This is a genomic window from Sulfolobus acidocaldarius DSM 639, from assembly GCF_000012285.1.
GTDB classification, from domain to species: domain Archaea; phylum Thermoproteota; class Thermoprotei_A; order Sulfolobales; family Sulfolobaceae; genus Sulfolobus; species Sulfolobus acidocaldarius.
In genome coordinates this window covers 271,105-292,092 of record NC_007181.1, presented here as the reverse complement: position 1 = coordinate 292,092, position 20,988 = coordinate 271,105, and the positions used below count along the sequence as shown (strand labels likewise).

Sequence of the window (20,988 nt, the reverse complement as noted above, 5' to 3'; positions counted from 1 at the left end):
ATGTCCATGTATATTCCTACTGGTTCACTAGTCAGTTTTTTCTCTAGCGGTTTTCCATCCCATGTGAGAGCCAAAGCTATTGATGTCTCTTCTCCAGATTTTCACACCTTCTACTCTCCTGTGGAAGGAGAAGTGATAGATACAGAGAAAATTAGAGTTGGAAGACCAAACAGGTTTGCTGAAGTGGACTATGATTACGTGATACTTATAAGGCAAAGCAATGGTAACATGGTTAAAATCCTTCACGTAAGACCCTTCACAGAAAAGGGAGAATATGTGAAAGAGGGTCAACCTTTAGGCGAATTTATTCTAACACCCTACACAGGAGGAGATTTTCCTCATGCTCATATCGAGGGCGTTAGAATTTCATTCCCTAAAATAAGTATGTATAGGGAGTCATTAAGAGGAATTATAAAGGTTAAGACTAGAGATTATTTTGACGTTATGATAGAGGATTATGCCCAGGCAGGAAAATTTAGAGGATTGGGATGCTGTGGCGGTCTGCTTAATGCCAGTATTCCATATGCTTGTTACGGTGGTCTTATAGGTGGTTATAAAGAACCAATATCGCTTTTCGGTATACATCTAGGTAAAATTTACAGGAAAAGGAAGAATTACGCTATTTTTGAGGGTAAAAGAGGACTTATAAGAAATTGGGAATTTGATTCGTCATTCAAGGTTTTGGAAAATAAACCAATCTGTGGGAAAGCGTTCATGGAGGTGGTACTATCTTACGGAGGATTCCCCTATATTAGGTTCTTTTCGTCAACAGCGATGGAAGAGGGAGACTTAATAGACTTGCGAAGTGTAATTCTTAAAGGTTTTAATCACTAAATAGGTAGTGAATGTATAAATCCCACTTAGAGAATATAGTATATATGTATGTAGTTATATCACCTAGCTCCTTTCAGAAATTAGAAGAAATCCTTAAGTCCCTTGGCAGGGAAAATAAACTAATAATCACTACTTTAGGAGTTTCATTTGCGTTGAGAAATCATGTAAACATAGACATTGCATTGGATAACGGTGCAATAGTGAGATCCTTTTCACATAAACCACCTAAGATTGAAGGTATACCAGATTATGAGTCCGAGGCGATAATGGTTGCTGTAGAGCTAAATGCCCTTCTTGTAACTGATAATGATGACGTTAAAAAGAAAGCGTTAGATCTTGGGGTAAGGGTTATGTCTTCTCAAGAGCTTTTATCATCATCTTGAGGATGATAGTACTAGGAAACCCTCCAGGAATCTCAGTCCTCTCGTTGAATACAATCTTTGGTACACTTAAGACCCTGTATTTTTCCTTCTCGTATTCATACTCGGTTACGTCAAAGATCTCTAGGGTTACGTCTGGATTAATCTGAACTAACTGGTAAAGAAATTCTGCGGTTATTGGGCATTTAGTACAATCTGGAGTTACAAATAGTTTAATATTTCCTCTAATCCCTTTTGCTAATTCAATCTCCTTTTGGTCGAGTTGAACTATATCATTAGATATTCTCGCTAGTGCATTTAAAAAGGGCCATAACTCATTGGCGGTGGGTATACCATAATAAGTAAAGTATGTTCTATTGTCCTTTTGAACCTTAATGAGAGGCTTTTGGCACTCCTCCAATTGCTTAGTTACTACCACATCCTTCAGATAGTTGATTAACTCCTCTCCGTCACAATAATATATTGTGATATTTGATTTAATTGCCCTTGTGTATTCTCTAATTATATTATCGTAACTCATAAGAAGTACCTCAATCCCTCTATTCCGTCTAATGCCTTAATAAGTGAATCTTCAAGACTCTTCTCGCTTTCAAACTTCTTTATGACAAACACAGTATTTCCTTCAATTGAGTACTCCAAAGGTGAGCCTAGTAATTGAGATATTCTTGAGGCTCTAGCGTATTTTATTCCCATGGATAAGAGATCGTCTAGAGTCTCTTTTCCAGTTGGTAAGGGTATAGGCAATATAACTCTTCTCTCTTCTATTCTTATTTCATAATCGTCAAGAAGGATCTTCTTTGTGTTACCGTCTGTGACTAATGAGAGCCCTCTTTTTCTAATATAATCATTTAAAGTCATTATTCTCCTTATATCTATCAACGTCTAGGTCAAAAAAACTCTTTGCTGAATTTAATATGGCTTCAGATAAAGAAGGATGAACGAAGGGAATTAGTGAAAGTTGTTCCACGGTCATTTTACTGTTCACAGCCAACGTTAATATATTTATCAACTCCTCTGCCTTTTCTCCAATGACCTCCCCAAAAACTATCTCATTTTTCTCGTTTATTCCTATCTTCACATATCCTTCTCTGTTTCCACTAATTATCGCTCTGGTTGATGCATTAAATGGGAAATATCCGAACTTCACTGCGTCATTTATATCACCTATGACACCTATTTGAGGGTCTGTGTAAAGCACTCTGGGTATTTTAATACCTTTTACGTTAGCATGAGCTATACCAAGAATATCCATAGAGCATATGATGGCATCAAGCATGGCTGAATGCGCAGTCTTATTCGCTTTATCTACCACGTCTCCTACTGCATAAACATTTTCTCCAGCCCTAAGCCTTTCATTGGTTATTACTCCGTTTTTACCTGTGATTACTTTAATATTCTCAATTCCCTTTGGTAAATCTGGTTCTCTCCCCGTCGCATACACTACAACTTCTCCCTCAAAATTTCCCTTATTTGTTTCAACTATCCTTTTCGAGATATTAGTGACTCTTGTGTTTTCAATTAACTTTACACCGTCAAATTCTAAAGACTGTCTCAAAAAGTTAACTGCATCTTCAGGAAATGTCCTGAGGATTTTTCCTCTGGTGATTAATGTGACATTCGAGTTTAGTCGAGAAAAGTATTGGGCTAACTCTATGCCTGCAAATCCTCCACCAATTATAACTACAGAACTAGGTATATAGTTCAGTCTGACTGCTTCATCTTCACTTATTGCATTCTCTATACCCTGTATTTCAGGTTTCAATGGTTTTGTACCAGAGGCTATAATTATTCTCTTAAAGTCAATTTCCTTACCATTTACTTTAACCCTATTATTTGTTAATATCCTTGTTTCACCAATCTCAGTGTCTCCACCTGCATTTTCTATCAGCCTTTTACCTGCGTCTGATAGGTAAGAAACAAGCTCGTCTCTCCTTAGGAAAAATCTTTTGCTTTCCTTTGTCTCTATCTCGATACCAAGATAATTTCCTATTTCCTTTCCTCTGTTTAGAAAATAGGTTACATCATAAAAAAATATACTTGGGACACAGCCGTAATTTACGCAAACTCCTCCAAATCTTTCCCTCTCCGTTACCAGTACCTTTTTACCTTTCCTTGCTAATATACTTCCTGCAATATATCCTGCAGTTCCTCCTCCTACTACCACTACATCATATTCCATGATTGATCAGAAGAATAGAGATCTGTCAGCATCCATTGTTAAATCTATTAGTGTTGATCCTCCTACTATTTCAACTCCATCTACTATGTCACTCTCATTCATATGGCACATATCTTTTAGACTTTGCACGCATACGTACATTTTAACACCATTTTCTTTTGCCATGTCGAAGAACCTAATGAATGGATTACCTCCCTTTCTTCTCTCCTCTTCTTGCCACTTCTTATCCAATAGTTTTGGTCCTTTTATCATAAAGAACACTGAAGTTTCGTACTCCATTGAGGCGGATATTGAAGCCATAAATAAGGGTGCATATGTTCTGTCAATATCGTCTGGTCCGTGAGTAACAACTATCAGGATTTTCTTTTTCTGTTCCTCAGCCTGAGACTCAGATTGAGCCTGTTCCATACTTGACTACCTCTTATTGAATTATATATTTTTGTACTTATTTAAGTTTTTGTTACTTTATTCATAATTTGTAGAGCTTGCAATTAAGTTCAAAAGTTATATACAACAAAAACAAAAATAATATTTGGTGAAAAAATGGGAGAAGAAAAGAAGAAAAAACTATCTATAATAGTGTTCTCAGGAACAATAGACAAGCTCATGCCAGTAGGAATCTTATCTTCTGCAGCAGCTGCAGGTGGTTATGAGGTTAACCTGTTCTTCACCTTCTGGGGTTTACAGTCAATTACCAAGAGGAGTATTCACAGCCAACAACCCCCACAGATAGACAAGAACTATGAGCAAATGGGACCTATAATGATGCAGAGAATGCAAGAGATGAAGTATCCCATGTGGCATCAATTAGTTCAGCAAGCTAAAGAAGTTGGCGAAGTTAAAGTGTACGCATGCTCAACTACAATGGAGTTCTTTGGCGTAAAGAGGGAGGATTTAGCGGAATTTGTTGATGATGTGGTAGGTGCGGCAACTTTTTTAGATAGGGCTGAGGGTGGAATTACATTATTTATCTAAGGTGAGAGAAAGTGACTCAAGAAGCAAAAATATCAAAAACCCTTGATGCAAGGGGAATGTATTGCCCTGGACCCGTTCTAGAGACAGCTAAGGCTATAAAGCAGATACAAGTCGGTGAAGTATTAGAAGTATTAGCAACAGACCCAGCTGCAAAACCTGATATTGAGGCTTGGGCAAGGAGGACAGGTCATCAAATCCTAGATATCCAGCAACAAGGAGATGCAACTAGAATACTTATCAAGAGAATGAAATAAGTAAAGTTCAATTTTTTTTATTATAATAAAAATTTATAAGTACCCTTCTTATATTATTTATTTGTGTGAATTTGATGGCAGCTAAAACTATAACTCCGCCTTTACCCGACGACCCTAGATACTTGGATATGTCATATGAGGTACAAGGAGCAGTAGCTGAGGAAGAGAGGAATCTAATGAGCAATTTGAAACCTGATGAGAGAGAAGCAGCAATTAGATTTTGGGAAGCTGTGAAAAGCGATTTCAGATTTAATGAATATTTGAGGGGTTGCTTAAACTGTGGAGTATGTACCTCAGGCTGTCCTGCAGCCAAGTTTTACGATTTTGGACCAAGGGAAATGATTCAGTATATGATGAGGGATTCTGTCGATAAGATTTGGGAATTCACCAATAAGAAAGTCTGGGCTTGTGTACAGTGTTATACGTGCTCAATGAGATGCCCATTTAATAATGAAATTGCGGGTTTGATAATGTTGCTGAGAGAATATGCAGTAAAATTTGCTTTACCATCAGCTAAGGAAGTGCTTGCTCCTTACAGAAGAGTTTTGCTTACAGTAATAACCACAGGGAATCAAGTAACACCTAATATGATTCAACCTGAGGCTTTCCCTGACTGGGGGCCAAGAGCCCTAGAGGAGTCTGAGAACATGGATATCTATAGAAAGGCAATACCAGTGGATTTACTACAAAGGTCTGATGTAGGTTGGCATACATCATTACAGACTGCGGTAGAGTTAATGACAATCTTTATTGAATCTGGAGTTCTTGATTCTCTTAAGAACGTGGATAAGGACCTTTACGACATGATTATGGATATATACGAGGAGAGAAAGCAACAGTTAGAGGAACTAAAGGAGAAATGGGAAAAAGGAGAGCTCAACGAAGACGAACTACCTGATAGCTGGCTAGATTTGTAAATTTTTTGTATATACTAGAACCCCATTATATTATTTTTACACATGTGCTGAGATTATCTCTCCAAATCCTCACTGTGTTTAAAAGAGCTGAATAAGGAGATAAGAAGTAGAAATTTACATGGCATTTATCTAATATCTGATAAAATGATACTAAAAAATAATAAAATAAAAATTACTTGTTATGACTTGAGAATTCTTTTCCTATCGCTTTAATTACCGAGAATAATACTCCAAGACCTACTTGTACCTCAGGGTCTGATAACTGCTTAATCAAACCACTAATAGACACTTTGGGAGGAGATTCTAAAGCCTTTCTAACGTCCTCTGATTTCATTGCATTCATCATTCTCGAGACGAGACCGTTTCCATCTGTCACACTATTTAGTAATCCCATAACTCTTGGATAAGCCTCTAGGAACTGTGAGAGATATTTCCCTATCTCAGCTAACGCATCATCGTTTAGCATATCCTTCATTGTTTTCCCTGCATAGGCTAGGTTTAATAACACATCTAATGCTCCTGAGTTTTCAAGTTCTTCTAATCTGACCATTAAGCCGTCTATGGTCTTAGCCCTTCTTAATATGCTCTTCAACGATCTTACTGAGTTATCATCCATTTCCCTCAAAATCTCTAACAGGTTGGACGTATACCTTGAAATGTTGGCTAGAGCTTCATCATTGAGCATGTCTCTGAATGTTCTAATGGTGTAGGCAGTGTTCATAAGTACATCTAGTGTTCCATCCTCTTTCATGGTCCTCAATTTACTTGTAACATCAGCCAATGCGTCTATATTGTTCATTAACCTCATAGTATTATGGAATGTATCAGGTCTTGACAGAACCTTAGTAAGCTCTAATAGACTGGAGACCGTGTTGCTGAGGTTTTGAAGAGCATCATCGTTTAGCATATCCTTCATTGTTTTCCCTATATACGCATAATTTATTAATGCGTCCAATGTTCCTGATTCTTTCAACTCATCAAGTTTCTTAAGTAATTCAGTTAGTGTTGGTGTCAGTTCTACCAATTCAGATAGTGCATCAATTCTCTTTTGGTCTAATTTAGAAAAAATCTTATCTAGATTTAGGTCTTGCATTACCTTCACCACACTGAGATAACTTGTCCCCCTTCTACATCCATCATGAACGTAGTTATTCCCGCTATTTCGTCTACAAGGTCATTGTAATCTGCTTTACTATAGTTAAACAGCTTGCTGGCGTAAGAGCAAGCATAAATCTTCACCTTTCCGCTCTTCTTTGCCTTTTTGAAGAGCCCTGTAAAGTCCTCATCTTTCTTTTCAACCATTGTTTTTGATGAAACATCTGAGTCTTTAACTTCAGGGTTTTTTGTGAAAGCCCTTACTGAATCCATTGTCAAGAATACGAATACTTCGTCTCCCATAGATGAGGATATTACAGAGTTCATTGCTGCATATGTTAACCTTGATCTCTCATTAGTACCCACTATTATCCCTAGTTTCATTTTATACCACTGCCTTGGCTGTTACAGTCCAGTATAATTTATTGTACATTATCTTCCCCCACCAGTGGATGTAGGATGGGGGTGGAGGACTCTCGTTCATGGTATAACTAAACCTAATGTAGGTTGCTTGATCAGTTCCAGTTGCTATATAACAGAGTACATCTCCTCCGTAGTGCTTCATACCTAAATTACCTTTAATGTCGTTCGCTATGTTATGGGATACGACATAAGATTCAAAGTCTGCAGTGGAGCCTGCCTTAGATACGGGTAAATCGGTAGCATCTCCCATTACATATACATTAGAATGGTCTTTCATTCTCAGGGTGAACTTATCAGTTGGTAGCCATCTCCTCCTGTCACCCAATCCTGAATCTCCTACGACTTTTGCTCCCATATTTGGTGGAATTGCAATTAGCAGATCGTACTTCAGCTTACCTCCTTCTTGAGACTCAATTATCTTCTCAGTTGGGTTTACATTTGTTACAGTGAATGGTGAATGCACTTCAATACCTCTCTCTTCAAATAACTTTAGCATGAATTTGTTAGTTATTGGTCTTCCAAACACTCCCTGAACTGGGTATGTGTAAATAATTTTAGTCTTGTCCCTTATTCCCCTCTTTCTTAAGTAATCATCAAGGACTAATGTGTTCTCTAAGGGTGCAACAGGGCATCTGTGGGGTAATCTTGCTGTATTAACTACGATTGTTCCTCCCTGGAAATTGTTTAGTGCTTCTCTCATCTTCAGGGCATCTTCATATTCATAAAAGTTAACTGATCCAGCCCTATAGCCTGGTATCTCATCCCAACTGTACTCTACTCCGGTTGTTATCACTAAGTAGTCGTAACTGTGTGAAACACCATCTGCAGTTACTACAGAGTGGTTCGCTGGGTCAAATTTTGTTATAGTCCCTTTCTCACCGTGTATAAACTTAATTCTATGGTCCAGTAGCTCGCTTTCTTTTTTCATTAATTCTGGTGGAGTCTCAAGACCATAGGCTAATAACAATTGTCCGGGGTAGTAAATATGATCGTCGTTCTTGTTTAGAACTACAATTTCCACTTCTCCTTTATGAAGTTCATGGTCTAATTTTTGGGCTAGCCTATTTGCTATTATTGTGCCTCCTATATTTCCTCCTGCTACAATTATCCTTTTAGCCAAACCATAATCACCTCATTTAGTTATGAATAATATGTGCTTACTCCCTTCCTGTTCTTCTTTTACTATCTTAACTCCCCTTCTCTTCGCCCATAATGTTATGTCTTTTTTTGTCGCCTCATCTCCCAATATTACTTTAACAGCTTCACCATCTTGAAGCTCATCTATCACACCTGAGAGTTCACCAATTGGTCCTGCACATGAGGAACTGGTTAAGTCTAGTTCTTTGTATATTCTCAGACTGCTCACCTTTGGGTCACCTTTTATATATATATGGTAAATTGTGATTAATAAATTTTTTATAAAGGCTGTACAAAGTGTGCTTAATAATTTTATAATGTACGTATTAACTTAATATCATTTACGGTTCTGGAATCTACTTGTAGGAAATTTAAAAAATAAAAAGACAGTTTATGTTGTTTTTGAAAATGTAATACTTTTTTAATTTAATTTAAGACCTAATTTACGTTTACCAGTCAATTTGTGCAAGTTTAACAAGTTTAGTGAATAATTAGATTATTTCTTTTTATCTTAAAAAGTTGCGGTAAAGCGGTGATTACTTACTACACAGAGAAATACCTTAATGATTTAATTATTATTACCTATTTTATTGAAAGTATTTTATTCAGTTTACTTCAAAAATACTACCATAGCTACTAAAAACACGGGCGCTTTCCAATTGAGTCAAGTTTCTGGGCAAAATAGCTTTAGGAAAAGTTTTTATATTTTTATTAATATTTTATAAATAACAAAGGTGTCTCAAATATGAGTATGAATAAAGAGCAGGAGAAGAAGCTTGACGAGGCTATAAAGGAAGCATTTCCTATGGCTGACCAGGTGGATTGGGAGGATGTCTATCAGAGGATAATTTACAAGTACAGTACACCTCATGGTCTCCAGCACGTTAAGGAGGAGTTATATAAGCTGGAGGATAAGGGTGAGATACTAGTCCATCACGTTAAACCCATGTATAACCCTGTAGAATATCAGTCCTTAAATGGTCTTCCTAAAAAGATTCCGACAACAAAGTTATGGCATCATAAAAGCTGTGGTCAGTGTGGTCATATCCCTGGTTACCCGACCTCAGTCTTTTGGATCATGAATAAACTTGAGATTGATTATTTAGACGAACCTCATCAGACTTCATGTACAGGTTGGAACTATCACGCATCTGGTGCGTCTAATCCTGTCGCATTAGCAGGTGTTTATGTTAGAAATATGTGGAGGGCTTATGAAACAGACTATTTCCCTCTAATACATTGTGGTACCTCGTTTGGGCACTATAAGGAAATGAGGAACATGATAATACTACACAGTGAAATAAGGGAGAAACTGAGACCAATAATGAGAAAACTAGACATGGATATAGTTGTACCAGAGGAAGTAGTCCACTACTCAGAATGGATGTATGTTATGAGCAAGAAAGCTGCACAGCAAAAGAAATATAACCTAGAGGGAGTCAAGGCTGCTGTCCACACACCATGCCATATCTACAAGTTAGTACCAGAGGATACAATATATGACCCTGAAGTTTACCAGGGAAGAAGACCTGCAGCTCCTTCAGGCACAGTAAAGAATCTAGGTGCCAAATTAGTAGATTATTCTACGTGGTGGGATTGCTGTGGATTTGGTTTCAGACATATTTTGACTGAAAGGGAGTTTACCAGAAGCTTTGCTTTATTCAAGAAAGTTATACCTGCTGTAGAGGAGGGTCATGCAGATGTCTTCGTAACCTCTGATACAGGATGTGTGACAACTTTAGATAAGAGTCAGTGGGTAGGTAAGGCACATGGAGTCAATTATAATTTACCAGTATTAGCAGATGCGCAGTTTGTCGCTCTTGCTATGGGAGCTGATCCCTATACTATTGCCCAGATACATTGGCATGCAACGGACGTGGAGGGATTTTTGAGGAAAATAGGTGTACCAGTTGATGACCACAAAGAGAAGTTCCTGCAGTACTTACACGATTTAAGGGAAGGAAAGGAAGAAACCCAATACCTATATCCAAAACATAGAAAAATTGACTTCTATCTGACACTGCCTGATAGAGTTAAATGGTATAAGTCCCAGCAAAAGTAATAACAAAAGTTTTTATTTAAAATTTTATTTAACTTTATATCATAAGGTGGAAAGATGGTGAATAAATCGGTTCTGGTTGTTGGAGCAGGACCAGCGGGTCTCTCAGCAGCTAAGGAATTAAGTAGAATGGGAGTTGATTTAATATTAGTGGAGAGGGAGTCCTATCTCGGCGGTACGCCTAAAAAGTTGAAATACAGTCTTCTATTTCCTGAATTAAGACCTGCATCTGAGGTTCTTGACCCTCTAGTGAAAAGTGTAGAAGAGAATGGTAATGTAAGAGTTCTAACAGAGAGTATAATTGAGAATATGAAAAACGTTTCTGATGGATTCGAGGTTGGTATAAAGGATAAGAAGGGAAACCTAAAGACCGAGAAGGTTAATGCAATAATAGCCGCCTCAGGGTTTGAGCATTTTGACTCTAGGAGGAAGTACGAGTATGGGTATGGATTGATTCCCAACATATACCAGATATCTGATATAGAGGGTATGCTCCACGAGAACAAACTGGTCACTACAAAAGGTACACCTCCAAAAAGAGTAGCAATATTATTATGTGTTGGTTCCAGAGATGCTACTGTTGGGAATACTTACTGCTCGAGAGTCTGTTGTGCAATATCAATTAAACAGGCAATGGAGATAAAGCAGAGAATACCTGATGCAATTGTCCACATCTATTACATGGATATAAGGACATATGGACTTATGGAGGATAAGCTGTATTGGAAGGCACAATTGGATTACAGGGTTGGGTTCATAAGAGGTAGGATTTCTGAATTCATGAGAGGTCCTAATGATACCGTAATAATAAAGGGAGAAGATACAATGAATTTGAACAGGGCATTAGTTGTACCATATGATATGGTTATATTAGCTAACGGAATGGAGTTAGGTTTAGGATCCAAGCAAGTAGCTAAAGTTCTTGGTCTCGAGCTAGAGGAACACGGTTTTGTGAAACCTCTTGATCCCGACAGGTTGCCCGTACAGTCCACGAGAAAAGGTGTATTCTTAGCTGGAGCAATAACAGGACCTAAGGGGATATCGGACTCAATAACTGAGGGCTATGCAGCAGCTTTAAAGGCATATCAATATGTTACCAGTGGTGTTTGGGAGGAGTCTAATTTTGGTAAGATGCAACAGGTGATACATCATTAGCAAGTTACTGAGCGTAGATTACGTTAGAGATATATACAATGGTATGTTAGCCAAGGAGGTTACAAACACCGCAAAATTAAATCCGAAAGAATCGTTAAAAGCGATAATAATGGCTATGGAGGAGAAGACCAAGTTCCTTAGATCACTGAACATAAATTCTGAGCACGATGTTAGACAATTATTCGATAGTGTGTTTTATGCTAGGAAACACTTTAATTATGTTTTGGAAAAGAATGGAATAGGTAGAATAAGGGAAGCTTACAATAAATTGAAAGATACAAGTTTAGATTACTCAGAGAGGTTAAAGCTGTTTTCCTCCCTGGTAAGTGAAGAACCTGAGGATATATTGGATATGGCTAGGGAGATAATTCATTTCTTGGAGCCTGAACAATATCCTTTATGGACTAGGTGGATCTGGAATGATAAGAAGAACACAGGTTCAATTACATATGTACTAATGGACAATGTAAAGCTTAACAGTAAGGATGATTATTTTGAGGCTCTGAAGGAGCTTAGAGAGATCTTATCAGTTTTCGGTCTGGACACTAATAATTATTTTTCAACTTCTATTTTTTTGGTATATGCATACGTGCGTTATGTTGATTATGCAACCCTTTTAGCTGTGGATAGAAAGGGAGGAGGTCTCTATCCTCCTCATCTCTCTACTACAGCTATGGTTTTAGGGTTAAAATCCTTTCTTAAGGTGATAAAAGTTGCCAATTCCTGAATCTGAAAAACCTATAGTAAAGGGAGTTATTCAAAAAGAGAAAGTAATAGTTGACGGAGTGGAGGTAGACGGAACATGGAATGCATTTATGGTAGAAACAACTCAGACTGGCTATGACCCCAGTATATGGGACGAAGTTGCAAATACCTTAGAGGGAGTGACAATAAGTGCTTGTTGGCAATGTGGTACATGCACTTCCGGTTGTACTATGAGAGAATACGACCCAGATTTTGGACCGAGGAAGTTTATTGATTTAGCGAGAAAAGGGGACAAGCAAGCTTTGATCCAACTACAGGATTCGCTATGGAGATGTGTCTCATGTCAAAAATGTACCCATAGATGTCCTAAAGGAGTCATGGTAGAAGAGGTCGTTCACTCGATACATAATTACTTCTTAAAGCATAACTTAGTTAAAAAGGATCCTGGAACTATATTTGATGAACTCTTCCTGGAGACAGTTATGAGAAATGGAGGTAGGATATCAGAGTTAACATTGGGAATGGCTGCATCGAAAGCAGGAATGGTTACCTTAGGTATAAAGGACTTAATATCGATTGGTGCTGCAATGTTGAAAGGTAAACTAGTCGGTGATGTCCTAAAACCCAATAGAGTGAAAAATTGGGATAAAATCAAGGAGGTATTAGAGGAAGCAATGAAAGAGGAGGTGGTTCCTGAATGAGTAATCCATATGGTAAAATAGCCTTTTACCCAGGTTGTGCATTAGACGGTTTAGGAAAGACATATGAGGTTTCACTTAAGTTAGTGGCACAAGATCTAGGAATACCTTTAGACAGAATTGAGGACTACAATTGTTGTGGAGCTTTGGAGGTAAAGAATGTAAACACTATGGCTGGTCTATTATTACCTGCTAGAAATCTCTCTTTAGCTAGAGAGATGGGTGCAGACGCAGTAGTTTCTGCCTGTCCGGGCTGTCACTACTCCCTATCAAGGGCTCAATACTACATGTCAAAATATCCTAAGGTCAGAGAGAAGGCTAATAATTATTTAGAGAAGATGGGTACGGTCAAGTATGATCTTAAACTTATGTTAATTCACGCAGTTGAATACGTATATAATACTGTAGGAATAGAGGGAGTCAAGGCGAAGGTCAAGAGACCATTGACAGGACTGAAGGTTGCTCCATATTATGGATGCCTATATTCGAGACCCAAGCAATACTTACTCACGGGTATGGCTCCACTGAAGGACGACCCGGAGAGACCATTCTTTATGGACGAGATACTTAAGGCTATAGGCGCTGAAGTTGTTCCATTTGAAGCTAAGACTATGTGTTGTGGAGGTCCACATGTATATTCCGACGTAGAGGTGGCTATGCACCTTGAGGCTAGAATATTAAAGGAGGCTAGAAGGAATGGTGCAGAGGTTTTAGTTACCGATTGTCCATTGGGTCATGTAGCCATTGAGACAAATATGAGAAAGATTGCTGAAAAGTATGGAAAAGATTTAGAAATGCCTTTAGCCTACTTTTCACAACTCCTAGCTTTTGCCTTTGGTCATAGCCCTGAGGAAACCCTATTAGTAGCTAATATAACTAACCCTATGTCAGTGTTAAAGAGATACATGTAAACGAATCATTACTTTTTTATAACTTAAGTTTTTTTATCTTATTTGATATAAAGTATATTATGACTCCGTATACTGAGGTGGAATTAACACTCATACAATATGTCCTCGTAGTGGTCTCTGGCTTCATTATTGGGCTTATTTTAGGTCTTATAGGAGGGGGCGGGTCAATACTCGCAGTTCCCCTATTATTATACTTTGTAGGTTTAGGTAATGACTCTTCCAGCTTTGGTAACTATTCTAACATAACCCACTTAGTTTTAGGAACCTCAGCACTAGCAGTGGGTTTAAATGCATACATTAATTCATTTATTCACTGGAGGAAAGGGAATGTTAAAGTTTTCGAGGGAGTCGTATTTACCATTCCAGGTGTTATAGGCTCGATATTGGGTGCGTATTTCGGTTACCTCACCACAGGGAATCTTATTCTCATAATGTTCGGGATAGTGATGATTTTAATTGGTTTAAGGATGATTAAGAGCAAGTGCAAGGAGGGATCAAATGAGACAAAAGGTAGTGGTGATACTGGTGTGGTAAAATCAAAAGACCGTATTAACATTAGGATAATATACACAGGCTTTTTGGTCGGTCTAGCCTCTGGATTTCTAGGTATAGGAGGGGGATTTCTTATAGTTCCTGCATTACTCTTTAGTACCTCTATGAGTATCATTTCAGCTATTGGCACATCACTCATCTCTGTAGGAACCTTCGGGCTTTCAACTGCATTGACGTACGCATCTTATGGTGAAATTGACTATATCTTGTCCCTAATTCTCTTGGCAGGCGGAGTAGGCGGTGGGTATATAGGTACTCTACTCGCGTCAAAATCACCAAGAAGCACTCTTAGGAAAGTATTTGGAGTTGTCCTGATAGTTGTGGCAATTTATATAATCTACAGAAATTTGCTCTTGTAAACATTAAGTAAAGAAGATTAATCGAACTAAAATTCGTGATGAAAATTAAGATGGCTAGATGAATAATCTTACAACTTGTACAATAAATTAATTAATTTTAGTCATCTCGTCTCCGTTAAAGAGACTTTAGGGAAGATAGGACGATATTTTGTTCCTTGCGTTTTCCAGTTCTTTATCTAGTGTGATAAGCTCACAGTTTAACAAGATACTTGCAGATAAATGAAGCAGGTCTAAAGATTTTAGTTTTGTTATGTTTGCTAAGGATTTAGCGGTTTCAAAGAGTTTATTGAAGTCCAGTTCCTCCTTTTTACAGTTTCCCTTTAATACGGTATAATTTACTAGAGCGTCCAACTCTTCTTCACTCAGTTTTAGAGTTCTAGAGAAAACAGAATATAACTCAAGTTCAACTATATCACTTATTATCCTCTCTCCTTCCTTTGGAACGACCATAAGGGAAAGCTCATGGTTAGGGTCTTTTTCATTAACGTATGCTATAAGTACACTCGTATCTATGTAGTATCTCATTCCCTGTCAGCTATTATCTTGTTTGAGTTAGGTAACTCTATAGGTAAGCCCTCTCTTTGCCATCTTTCAACTAGTTCATTAACTTTTTTCCTCTTGTCTACAATTCTTTTAACCTCGTTCAACCCTTTACGGATCATTATGTTGAAGGCTTCGTTTTTCGATCTAGCTATACCCAATCTAATCATCTCTTCCGCTACTTCATTAATATCATCATTTACTTTTATTGTTACTACTCTCATACTATAATATTACTAGAGTATTAGATTAAAAATTTTCTTCGTGGACGCCAAGTTTAATGGAGTTAGTGTATCGTCTTGATTACTTACATATATAGAACACTATTGGAGTCATAATCTTTATATATCCTTCTCTACAATAGAAGTAATGAAATAACGCATGTATCTTATAGAGATTAGACCAGTGTTGGAGAAGCATAGGTTGAAACAATTCCTTCGTAAATTCAGGTTCCATTTACACAATACTCATAAGATACCTCATATAACCCTAATTTACTCATTTAAGCCTAAACCTCTGGTGAAAATCAGTGAAATTTCTCAGATTATATCTGATGTTGCAGGAAAGTATGAGGATCTAAGGTTTTTGTTTGATGGAATCAGTATAAAGAGAGGTTCTAAGGGTCTAGTGCTTGCTTTTAACATTAGCCCTTCTATGGAATTAGTAGCCCTTCAGAGGGAACTATACCAGAGGCTTAAGCCATTAATAAAGATTGAACGAGGCAAGGAAAAATTCTCTGAAAGTTTGTGGTTTCATGCAGCAATAAGTTTTGGAACTACAGAAAAAGAACTAAAGGAGATAGAAAAAACTGATAAGTTTGAAAGATTGAAGCAATTCCTCTATCCTGGAGTTGCCTTAAGAATTTGTTTGCTAGGAAATAGTAAGATAGTCGCAGAATACGATACTGCGACGAAGAGTCTCCTTGTCAGGAAACAAGCTCTATCCAAGAGATATCTGTCAAAAACCTTTAAGGCATATAGGGAGAAATTCCTGAAGGTTAATATCGATAATATGTCAATGAGGGAGAATATTTGGTTCGTTGCGGATACTCATTTTGGTCATAAAAATATTATTAAGTATTGTTCTAGACCTTTTATAGAAGTAAAGGAAATGGACGACTTCATAATCAGGAGGTGGAATGAAGTTGTTTCCCCCAACGACACCGTTTACATATTGGGAGATTTCTCTATTAACCACAAGAAACTGAAAGAATATACGAGTTTGCTCAGGGGAAACAAGGTTTTCATACAAGGTAATCATGATGTCCCAGGCGTAGGTCCAGAGAGCATGTACTTTAATTTCGCTGGATATGACTTTCTGTTGACCCATAAGCCTAGTCCTCAAGGAAATGTCTGGAATATTCATGGGCATGTGCATAATAATAGGCTAAGAGAATTTCCTTTTGTAAATGGAGAGTTAAAAACTATCAATGTGGGAGTCGATGTAACTAAGTTCTATCCTGTTAATCTTTCATGGATAATAGACCATATAGAGAGGAAGGAAACTAAACTTTGGTTATCCTAAATTCACCTTAATACTATCTTTACGAGCAAAAGATTCCTAGAATGAAAATGACTAAGAAGTACCTAAGAATATTTTAATTTAAATCGACTGAATTTTAATCATATTAACGAAATAATTATCAATACACAAAATTATTATCGTGGTTTTCTTAATAATTTTACCACAGTATTAGCAATAGGAATATAACTTTCGCAACTTTATATTATTGAATATGGGTTCCGTAAGGGTTAAAGTTGATGGTAAAGAGGTGGAACTGAATACAGAATTAAGCCTAGCTTTAGCTCTTATGGAAAAAGGGTTCTATGTACCTCATGTATGTTACAACACTGGTCTAACACCTATACAAAGTTGTGATACGTGTATAGTGGAAGTTAACGGTAAACTTGTTAGATCATGTGCAATTAAGGCAGTAGAAGGGATGTCAATTAACGTTAATTCTCCTAGAGCATTAAATGCTAGGAAGACTGCAGTCAGTAGAATACTTCGATATCACAAGTTGTACTGTACTATTTGTGAAAATAATAATGGAGATTGTGAGCTTCATGAAGCAGTAATTAAGCTAAATATAAACTCCCAGAAGTATGTGGATAAGGGATATGCTTTAGATGATACTGGTCCTTTTTATACTTATGACCCTTCACAATGTATTCTATGCGGTAGGTGTGTTGAGGCTTGCCAAGATTTTGCTGTAAATGAAGTAATCTGGATCGATTGGAATTTAAACCCACCTAGAGTAGTCTGGGATAATGGCAATCCCATAGGAAATTCCTCCTGTGTTAACTGTGGGACTTGTGTAACAGTATGTCCAGTGAATGCATTGATGGAGAAGAGCATGCTAGGTGAAGCAGGGTTCTTTACCTGGATAAACAAGGATCTGAAGAGAAAAGCTATAGAGGCTATTGGGAAAGCAGAGGACAACTTTTCTCTGCTCATGACTTTCAGTGAATTGGAGTCTAAGGCTAGGGAAACTCAGATAAAAAGGACGAAGACAGTTTGTACTTATTGCGGTGTTGGATGTTCGTTCGAAGTGTGGACTAAGGGAAGAAAAATATTAAAAATAGAACCAAAACCGGAGTCTCCTGCAAATGGAATACTTACATGTGTTAAAGGAAAGTTTGGGTGGGATTTCGTAAATAGTCCAGATAGACTCACCAAACCCTTGATAAGGGAGGGAGATAAGTTCAGGGAGGCTACGTGGGAAGAAGCTATCTCACTTATTTCGAGGAAATTTAAAGAAATAAAAGAAAAATACGGTCCAGATGCTATAGGCGTCATCGCGTCAGACAAAATGAGTAATGAAGAGGCTTATCTAGCCCAAAAATTCGCAAGAGCTGTGTTAGGAACTAATAATGTGGACAACTCTGCTAGGTATTGCCAAGCTCCTGCAACTGTTGGATTATGGAGGACAGTGGGCTTTGGAGCAGACTCTGGAACCATAAGGGATATTGAGAGTGCCGACCTAATTGTTGTGATTGGTCATAACACCACAGAGAGTCACCCTGTCATAGGCAGTAAAGTAAAGAGGGCAAAGAAGATAAGAGGAGCTAAAATTGCTGTAATCGATGTGAGAAGGCATGAAATAGCTGAGTGGGCTGACTTATTCATTAAATCAAAACCAGGAAATGACGCAATCATACTCGCAGGCGTAGCAAAATACATTTTGGATAACGGATGGGAGGACAAGGAATTCATAAGGAATCGTGTGAATGGGTTTGAGAAGTTCAAGGAGTCTATTGAAGGTTTCAACTTGGATTATGTTGAATCTGTAACGGGCGTGCCGAAGGAGCAAATAATTAAGCTAGCTGAACTTATACACAACGCTAAGAACGTAGTTGTTCTTTGGGGAATGGGGATTACCCAACACGTAAACGGAGCTGACACATCAACTATGATATCTAATCTTTTACTGTTAACTGGTAATTATGGCAGACCAGGCACAGGGGCTTACCCAATGAGGGGTCATAACAATGTTCAAGGTGTTAGTGATTTCGGCTGCTTACCGAACTATTTCCCAGGATATCAGAAGTTTGAAGAGGGAGTAATTAAAAAATTCGAAGAGAACTGGAAGGCTAAACTTAATGAAAAACCCGGTCTTCAAATTCCTCAGATGATTGAAGGAGTTCTTGAAGGTAAAATACACGGGTTGTACATTATAGGAGAGGACACTGTGATGGTGGACTGTGGTACTCCTCTGACCAGAAAAGCATTAGAGGAGGCTGACTTTGTCGTAGTGCAAGACATGTTCATGACAGAAACTGCTAAGTTAGCTGACGTTGTCCTACCTGTTGCTTCCAATCTGGAAAAGGACGGAACATTTGTAAACACTGAAAGGAGAATACAGAGGTTCTACAAGGCAATGGAGCCTATTGGAGAAGCAAAAGCAGATTGGGAAATAATACAGATGATAGCTAATGCTATGGGGGCAAACTGGAATTATAAACATCCCTCAGATATAATGGATGAAGTGGCTAAACTATGTCCCATATTTAGTGGAGTGACTTACGCTAAATTAGAGGGCTTCAATAGTCTGCTGTGGCCAGTTTATGAAGAAAGAGACACACCTCTGCTTTACACTGAAAAATTTGAGACTCCAGATGGTAAAGCTATAATGTATCCTTTAGAGATTGAGCCAGTTGAAATGAGAGACGAAATTCACAAGATAACCCTAAATAGCGGAAGAGTGTTAGAGCACTTCCATGTTGGTAATATGACGAGGAGGGTAGCCGGGCTCACAGGGAGAGTACCTGAAACTTTTGTGGAGGTCTCTAAAGAATTAGCTCAGAAGTACTCTATCAATACGGGAGATCTCATAATGGTAAAATCGAAGTTTGGTGGAGAGATTAGGGCTAGAGCACTAGTAACAGATAGGGTTCAGGGTGATGAGATATTTATACCATTATACGCTTCAGACCCTTCTAAGGGAGTAAACATCTTAACTGCCCCAATAATAGATAAGGGCAGTGGAACTCCAGGGTATAAGGATACACCTGTTATTATAGAAAGGCTGCAAGAAGGGAGCAAAACAGATAATCCATTACCTACATACAACTGGAGGTATCATACAAAAGAGAGGAAAAAACAAATAGGGATACAGGTGGAGGAAAAATGGAAGAGGGAGGAATTCAAACCTTTGACAGATTAATTGAGGAATTGACTGAGAGCAGAGAGGCATTAGAGCAATTCCTAAAGTTGATAAATGCTCTTCATAAAACAGGTATATTGCAGTTTCTGAATGGCGTCCTCATGAAATTTGATGAAAACTTAACATTCTTAGCTGAACAGAATTCCATGCTCATAAGGAATGTAAATGAAATTTACTCTATACTTGCAGGTAAGGAGGAGGTAAAGGACATAAAATTAAGCGAAATTGTGAGAGAGCTTAATGACCCTGATGTTAGGAGAGGCTTATACTTGTTGTTGAAATTATTAAAGGCGATTGGTAGTGCAAATAAGGAAAGTCAAGATCAGTAAGGTTAAGGACGGTTACAGAGCCAGTTCCGAGGATTTTGTGGCTGTTGAGGAGCCCCTTCAAATTTTTGTAAACGAAAAAAATTTAGCCATAATAATGAGGACTCCTGGTAATGACTTAGAGCTCACGTTAGGGTTTCTCTATTACGAGGATTACATTAATAGTTTAAGGGATGTTGAAGAAATCAGTATGCTATCTGATAACGAAATACATGTAAGGCTAACCAATGGTAAATTTGTAGAGACGAGAAATTTTGTTATTAACTCTAGTTGTGGAATCTGTGGTAGAGGCTTTCTTAATGCTATTGAATTACTAAAATCTGACGCAAAGACCAGTAATGAGGTTATTATTTCCCTTCCTGAGAAACTGAGGAGTAATCAGGGAGTATTTAATATTACTGGTGGTTTACACGCAGCTGCTCTGTTTACACTTAGTGGAGAATTAATAAGTATATATGAAGACGTAGGGAGACATAACGCTGTTGATAAGATAATAGGAAGTTTAATCCACAAGAGGCGACTTCCTTTCACTGAAGGTATACTTCAGGTTAGTGGTAGAATAGGTTATGAAATTGTAAGTAAGGCAATAAAAGCAGGAATTCCGATTATAAGCGGTATTTCAGCACCAACGAGTAAAGCTATAGAAATTGCAGAGGACGCAGGTGCAACACTTGTTGGTTTTGTCAGAGGGAATAGCTTTAATGTGTATACTCACCCCGAAAGAATCGATCTCTAAAACGCGTAGAGGAATAAAATATTAGTTTTAAAGCAAAGGGGTTAGAACGTTTAAAATAAATTAAATAAAAACATCATTAAACTTGTC

Annotated in this window: 25 protein-coding genes; 15 read left to right on the top strand and 10 right to left on the bottom strand. The window is 37.8% G+C overall.

Features of this window, described 5'->3' with window-relative positions; all coding sequences use genetic code 11:
• Window positions 1-6 precede the first annotated feature (6 nt).
• A complete protein-coding gene (locus tag SACI_RS01675; protein WP_048054418.1) occupies window positions 7-834 on the top strand; it encodes a peptidoglycan DD-metalloendopeptidase family protein in 828 nt (275 codons plus the stop codon).
• A gap of 44 nt (window positions 835-878) precedes the next feature.
• The gene (locus SACI_RS01670; protein WP_011277259.1) at window positions 879-1,217 is read left to right on the top strand and encodes a PIN domain-containing protein; all 339 of its coding nucleotides are present in this window, start codon (window positions 879-881) and stop codon (window positions 1,215-1,217) included.
• Here SACI_RS01670 and SACI_RS01665 read toward each other — a convergent pair.
• From SACI_RS01665 to SACI_RS01650, 4 genes are read right to left on the bottom strand one after another with little or no spacing between them, the layout of a single operon-like run.
• Window positions 1,183-1,734 (bottom strand): thioredoxin family protein, encoded by a 552-nt coding sequence (locus SACI_RS01665; protein ID WP_011277258.1) that lies wholly within the window; start codon window positions 1,732-1,734, stop codon window positions 1,183-1,185. The two genes, SACI_RS01670 and SACI_RS01665, sit on opposite strands and share 35 nt — an antisense overlap.
• Entirely contained in the window at window positions 1,731-2,072 is a 342-nt protein-coding gene (locus SACI_RS01660) for a hypothetical protein (RefSeq protein ID WP_011277257.1), read from the bottom strand. Before SACI_RS01660 ends, SACI_RS01665 begins: the two co-directional genes overlap by 4 nt.
• Window positions 2,059-3,393, bottom strand: a complete 1,335-nt coding sequence (locus SACI_RS01655) for a dihydrolipoyl dehydrogenase family protein (protein WP_011277256.1) — start codon at window positions 3,391-3,393, stop codon at window positions 2,059-2,061. The genes SACI_RS01660 and SACI_RS01655 overlap by 14 nt, the downstream gene beginning before the upstream one ends.
• A 6-nt stretch (window positions 3,394-3,399) precedes the next feature.
• The gene (locus tag SACI_RS01650; RefSeq protein ID WP_011277255.1) at window positions 3,400-3,801 is read right to left on the bottom strand and encodes a DsrE family protein; all 402 of its coding nucleotides are present in this window, start codon (window positions 3,799-3,801) and stop codon (window positions 3,400-3,402) included.
• 135 nt (window positions 3,802-3,936) lie between these two features.
• Here SACI_RS01650 and SACI_RS01645 point away from each other — a divergent pair, with 135 nt between their 5' ends.
• The 3 genes from SACI_RS01645 to SACI_RS01635 all read left to right on the top strand — a co-directional run bounded on the left by SACI_RS01645 (window position 3,937) and on the right by SACI_RS01635 (window position 5,539).
• Complete coding sequence (locus tag SACI_RS01645) at window positions 3,937-4,368, top strand: DsrE/DsrF/DrsH-like family protein (protein ID WP_011277254.1); 432 nt, start codon at window positions 3,937-3,939, stop codon at window positions 4,366-4,368.
• 11 nt (window positions 4,369-4,379) lie between these two features.
• Entirely contained in the window at window positions 4,380-4,622 is a 243-nt protein-coding gene (locus SACI_RS01640; protein ID WP_011277253.1) for a sulfurtransferase TusA family protein, read from the top strand.
• Between the two features lie 74 nt (window positions 4,623-4,696).
• Entirely contained in the window at window positions 4,697-5,539 is an 843-nt protein-coding gene (locus SACI_RS01635; RefSeq protein ID WP_011277252.1) for a 4Fe-4S dicluster domain-containing protein, read from the top strand.
• 172 nt (window positions 5,540-5,711) lie between these two features.
• Here SACI_RS01635 and SACI_RS01630 read toward each other — a convergent pair whose 3' ends face one another.
• Genes SACI_RS01630 through SACI_RS01615 form a run of 4 tightly spaced genes read right to left on the bottom strand, consistent with a single transcriptional unit; the run spans window position 5,712 to window position 8,423 of the window.
• Window positions 5,712-6,632 carry a DUF1641 domain-containing protein gene (locus tag SACI_RS01630; protein ID WP_011277251.1) on the bottom strand — a complete coding sequence of 307 codons (921 nt, stop codon included), beginning with the start codon at window positions 6,630-6,632 and terminating at the stop codon, window positions 5,712-5,714.
• A gap of 5 nt (window positions 6,633-6,637) precedes the next feature.
• Window positions 6,638-7,018, bottom strand: a complete 381-nt coding sequence (locus SACI_RS01625) for a DsrE family protein (protein WP_011277250.1) — start codon at window positions 7,016-7,018, stop codon at window positions 6,638-6,640.
• 1 nt (window position 7,019) lies between these two features.
• Window positions 7,020-8,177: an NAD(P)/FAD-dependent oxidoreductase gene (locus SACI_RS01620; protein WP_011277249.1), complete on the bottom strand. Its 1,158-nt coding sequence runs from the start codon at window positions 8,175-8,177 to the stop codon at window positions 7,020-7,022.
• Window positions 8,178-8,189: 12 nt separating this feature from the next.
• Window positions 8,190-8,423, bottom strand: a complete 234-nt coding sequence (locus SACI_RS01615; RefSeq protein ID WP_011277248.1) for a sulfurtransferase TusA family protein — start codon at window positions 8,421-8,423, stop codon at window positions 8,190-8,192.
• A gap of 522 nt (window positions 8,424-8,945) precedes the next feature.
• Between SACI_RS01615 and SACI_RS01610 the strand changes: the two genes are divergently transcribed.
• From SACI_RS01610 to SACI_RS01585, 6 genes are read left to right on the top strand one after another with little or no spacing between them, the layout of a single operon-like run.
• Window positions 8,946-10,256 carry a CoB--CoM heterodisulfide reductase iron-sulfur subunit B family protein gene (locus SACI_RS01610; protein ID WP_015385402.1) on the top strand — a complete coding sequence of 437 codons (1,311 nt, stop codon included), beginning with the start codon at window positions 8,946-8,948 and terminating at the stop codon, window positions 10,254-10,256.
• Between the two features lie 54 nt (window positions 10,257-10,310).
• Window positions 10,311-11,408: a CoB--CoM heterodisulfide reductase iron-sulfur subunit A family protein gene (locus SACI_RS01605; protein WP_015385401.1), complete on the top strand. Its 1,098-nt coding sequence runs from the start codon at window positions 10,311-10,313 to the stop codon at window positions 11,406-11,408.
• A gap of 43 nt (window positions 11,409-11,451) precedes the next feature.
• Window positions 11,452-12,135 carry a hypothetical protein gene (locus SACI_RS01600; protein WP_011277245.1) on the top strand — a complete coding sequence of 228 codons (684 nt, stop codon included), beginning with the start codon at window positions 11,452-11,454 and terminating at the stop codon, window positions 12,133-12,135.
• Entirely contained in the window at window positions 12,122-12,814 is a 693-nt protein-coding gene (locus tag SACI_RS01595) for a 4Fe-4S dicluster domain-containing protein (RefSeq protein ID WP_011277244.1), read from the top strand. Before SACI_RS01600 ends, SACI_RS01595 begins: the two co-directional genes overlap by 14 nt.
• On the top strand, window positions 12,811-13,722 hold the full coding sequence (locus tag SACI_RS01590; RefSeq protein WP_011277243.1) for a CoB--CoM heterodisulfide reductase iron-sulfur subunit B family protein: 912 nt from the start codon (window positions 12,811-12,813) through the stop codon (window positions 13,720-13,722). Before SACI_RS01595 ends, SACI_RS01590 begins: the two co-directional genes overlap by 4 nt.
• 59 nt (window positions 13,723-13,781) lie before the next feature.
• Window positions 13,782-14,633, top strand: coding sequence for a sulfite exporter TauE/SafE family protein (locus SACI_RS01585; protein WP_011277242.1), 852 nt, complete (start codon window positions 13,782-13,784; stop codon window positions 14,631-14,633).
• Between the two features lie 126 nt (window positions 14,634-14,759).
• On the opposite strand, the gene SACI_RS01580 is transcribed toward SACI_RS01585, so the two are convergent.
• Window positions 14,760-15,158 (bottom strand): type II toxin-antitoxin system VapC family toxin, encoded by a 399-nt coding sequence (locus tag SACI_RS01580; RefSeq protein WP_011277241.1) that lies wholly within the window; start codon window positions 15,156-15,158, stop codon window positions 14,760-14,762.
• Complete coding sequence (locus SACI_RS01575) at window positions 15,155-15,397, bottom strand: hypothetical protein (protein WP_011277240.1); 243 nt, start codon at window positions 15,395-15,397, stop codon at window positions 15,155-15,157. Before SACI_RS01575 ends, SACI_RS01580 begins: the two co-directional genes overlap by 4 nt.
• Before the next feature lie 157 nt (window positions 15,398-15,554).
• On the opposite strand from SACI_RS01575, the gene SACI_RS01570 reads away from it, so the two are divergent.
• The 4 genes from SACI_RS01570 (at window position 15,555) to fdhD (ending at window position 20,901) form a co-directional block, all read left to right on the top strand.
• Window positions 15,555-16,697 carry a 2'-5' RNA ligase family protein gene (locus SACI_RS01570; RefSeq protein ID WP_011277239.1) on the top strand — a complete coding sequence of 381 codons (1,143 nt, stop codon included), beginning with the start codon at window positions 15,555-15,557 and terminating at the stop codon, window positions 16,695-16,697.
• Between the two features lie 211 nt (window positions 16,698-16,908).
• The gene (gene fdhF / locus SACI_RS01565) at window positions 16,909-19,839 is read left to right on the top strand and encodes a formate dehydrogenase subunit alpha (RefSeq protein WP_011277238.1); all 2,931 of its coding nucleotides are present in this window, start codon (window positions 16,909-16,911) and stop codon (window positions 19,837-19,839) included.
• The gene (locus SACI_RS01560) at window positions 19,803-20,168 is read left to right on the top strand and encodes a DUF1641 domain-containing protein (protein ID WP_011277237.1); all 366 of its coding nucleotides are present in this window, start codon (window positions 19,803-19,805) and stop codon (window positions 20,166-20,168) included. Before fdhF ends, SACI_RS01560 begins: the two co-directional genes overlap by 37 nt.
• The gene (gene fdhD, locus SACI_RS01555; RefSeq protein WP_011277236.1) at window positions 20,140-20,901 is read left to right on the top strand and encodes a formate dehydrogenase accessory sulfurtransferase FdhD; all 762 of its coding nucleotides are present in this window, start codon (window positions 20,140-20,142) and stop codon (window positions 20,899-20,901) included. Before SACI_RS01560 ends, fdhD begins: the two co-directional genes overlap by 29 nt.
• Window positions 20,902-20,988 lie beyond the last annotated feature (87 nt).

Bases quoted from the DNA above. Each gene is read 5' to 3' on its own strand.
- SACI_RS01675 (WP_048054418.1), top strand. From the start codon at position 7: ATGTATATTCCTACTGGTTCACTAGTCAGTTTTTTCTCTAGCGGTTTT.
- SACI_RS01655 (WP_011277256.1), bottom strand. From the start codon at position 3,393: ATGGAATATGATGTAGTGGTAGTAGGAGGAGGAACTGCAGGATATATT.
- SACI_RS01660 (WP_011277257.1), bottom strand. From the start codon at position 2,072: ATGACTTTAAATGATTATATTAGAAAAAGAGGGCTCTCATTAGTCACA.
- SACI_RS01570 (WP_011277239.1), top strand. From the start codon at position 15,555: ATGTATCTTATAGAGATTAGACCAGTGTTGGAGAAGCATAGGTTGAAA.
- SACI_RS01610 (WP_015385402.1), top strand. From the start codon at position 8,946: ATGAATAAAGAGCAGGAGAAGAAGCTTGACGAGGCTATAAAGGAAGCA.
- SACI_RS01590 (WP_011277243.1), top strand. From the start codon at position 12,811: ATGAGTAATCCATATGGTAAAATAGCCTTTTACCCAGGTTGTGCATTA.
- SACI_RS01560 (WP_011277237.1), top strand. From the start codon at position 19,803: ATGGAAGAGGGAGGAATTCAAACCTTTGACAGATTAATTGAGGAATTG.
- SACI_RS01665 (WP_011277258.1), bottom strand. From the start codon at position 1,734: ATGAGTTACGATAATATAATTAGAGAATACACAAGGGCAATTAAATCA.
- SACI_RS01580 (WP_011277241.1), bottom strand. From the start codon at position 15,158: ATGAGATACTACATAGATACGAGTGTACTTATAGCATACGTTAATGAA.
- SACI_RS01650 (WP_011277255.1), bottom strand. From the start codon at position 3,801: ATGGAACAGGCTCAATCTGAGTCTCAGGCTGAGGAACAGAAAAAGAAA.
- SACI_RS01600 (WP_011277245.1), top strand. From the start codon at position 11,452: ATGTTAGCCAAGGAGGTTACAAACACCGCAAAATTAAATCCGAAAGAA.
- SACI_RS01670 (WP_011277259.1), top strand. From the start codon at position 879: ATGTATGTAGTTATATCACCTAGCTCCTTTCAGAAATTAGAAGAAATC.
- SACI_RS01645 (WP_011277254.1), top strand. From the start codon at position 3,937: ATGGGAGAAGAAAAGAAGAAAAAACTATCTATAATAGTGTTCTCAGGA.
- SACI_RS01635 (WP_011277252.1), top strand. From the start codon at position 4,697: ATGGCAGCTAAAACTATAACTCCGCCTTTACCCGACGACCCTAGATAC.
- SACI_RS01605 (WP_015385401.1), top strand. From the start codon at position 10,311: ATGGTGAATAAATCGGTTCTGGTTGTTGGAGCAGGACCAGCGGGTCTC.
- SACI_RS01630 (WP_011277251.1), bottom strand. From the start codon at position 6,632: ATGCAAGACCTAAATCTAGATAAGATTTTTTCTAAATTAGACCAAAAG.
- fdhF (WP_011277238.1), top strand. From the start codon at position 16,909: ATGGGTTCCGTAAGGGTTAAAGTTGATGGTAAAGAGGTGGAACTGAAT.
- SACI_RS01575 (WP_011277240.1), bottom strand. From the start codon at position 15,397: ATGAGAGTAGTAACAATAAAAGTAAATGATGATATTAATGAAGTAGCG.
- SACI_RS01625 (WP_011277250.1), bottom strand. From the start codon at position 7,018: ATGAAACTAGGGATAATAGTGGGTACTAATGAGAGATCAAGGTTAACA.
- SACI_RS01585 (WP_011277242.1), top strand. From the start codon at position 13,782: ATGACTCCGTATACTGAGGTGGAATTAACACTCATACAATATGTCCTC.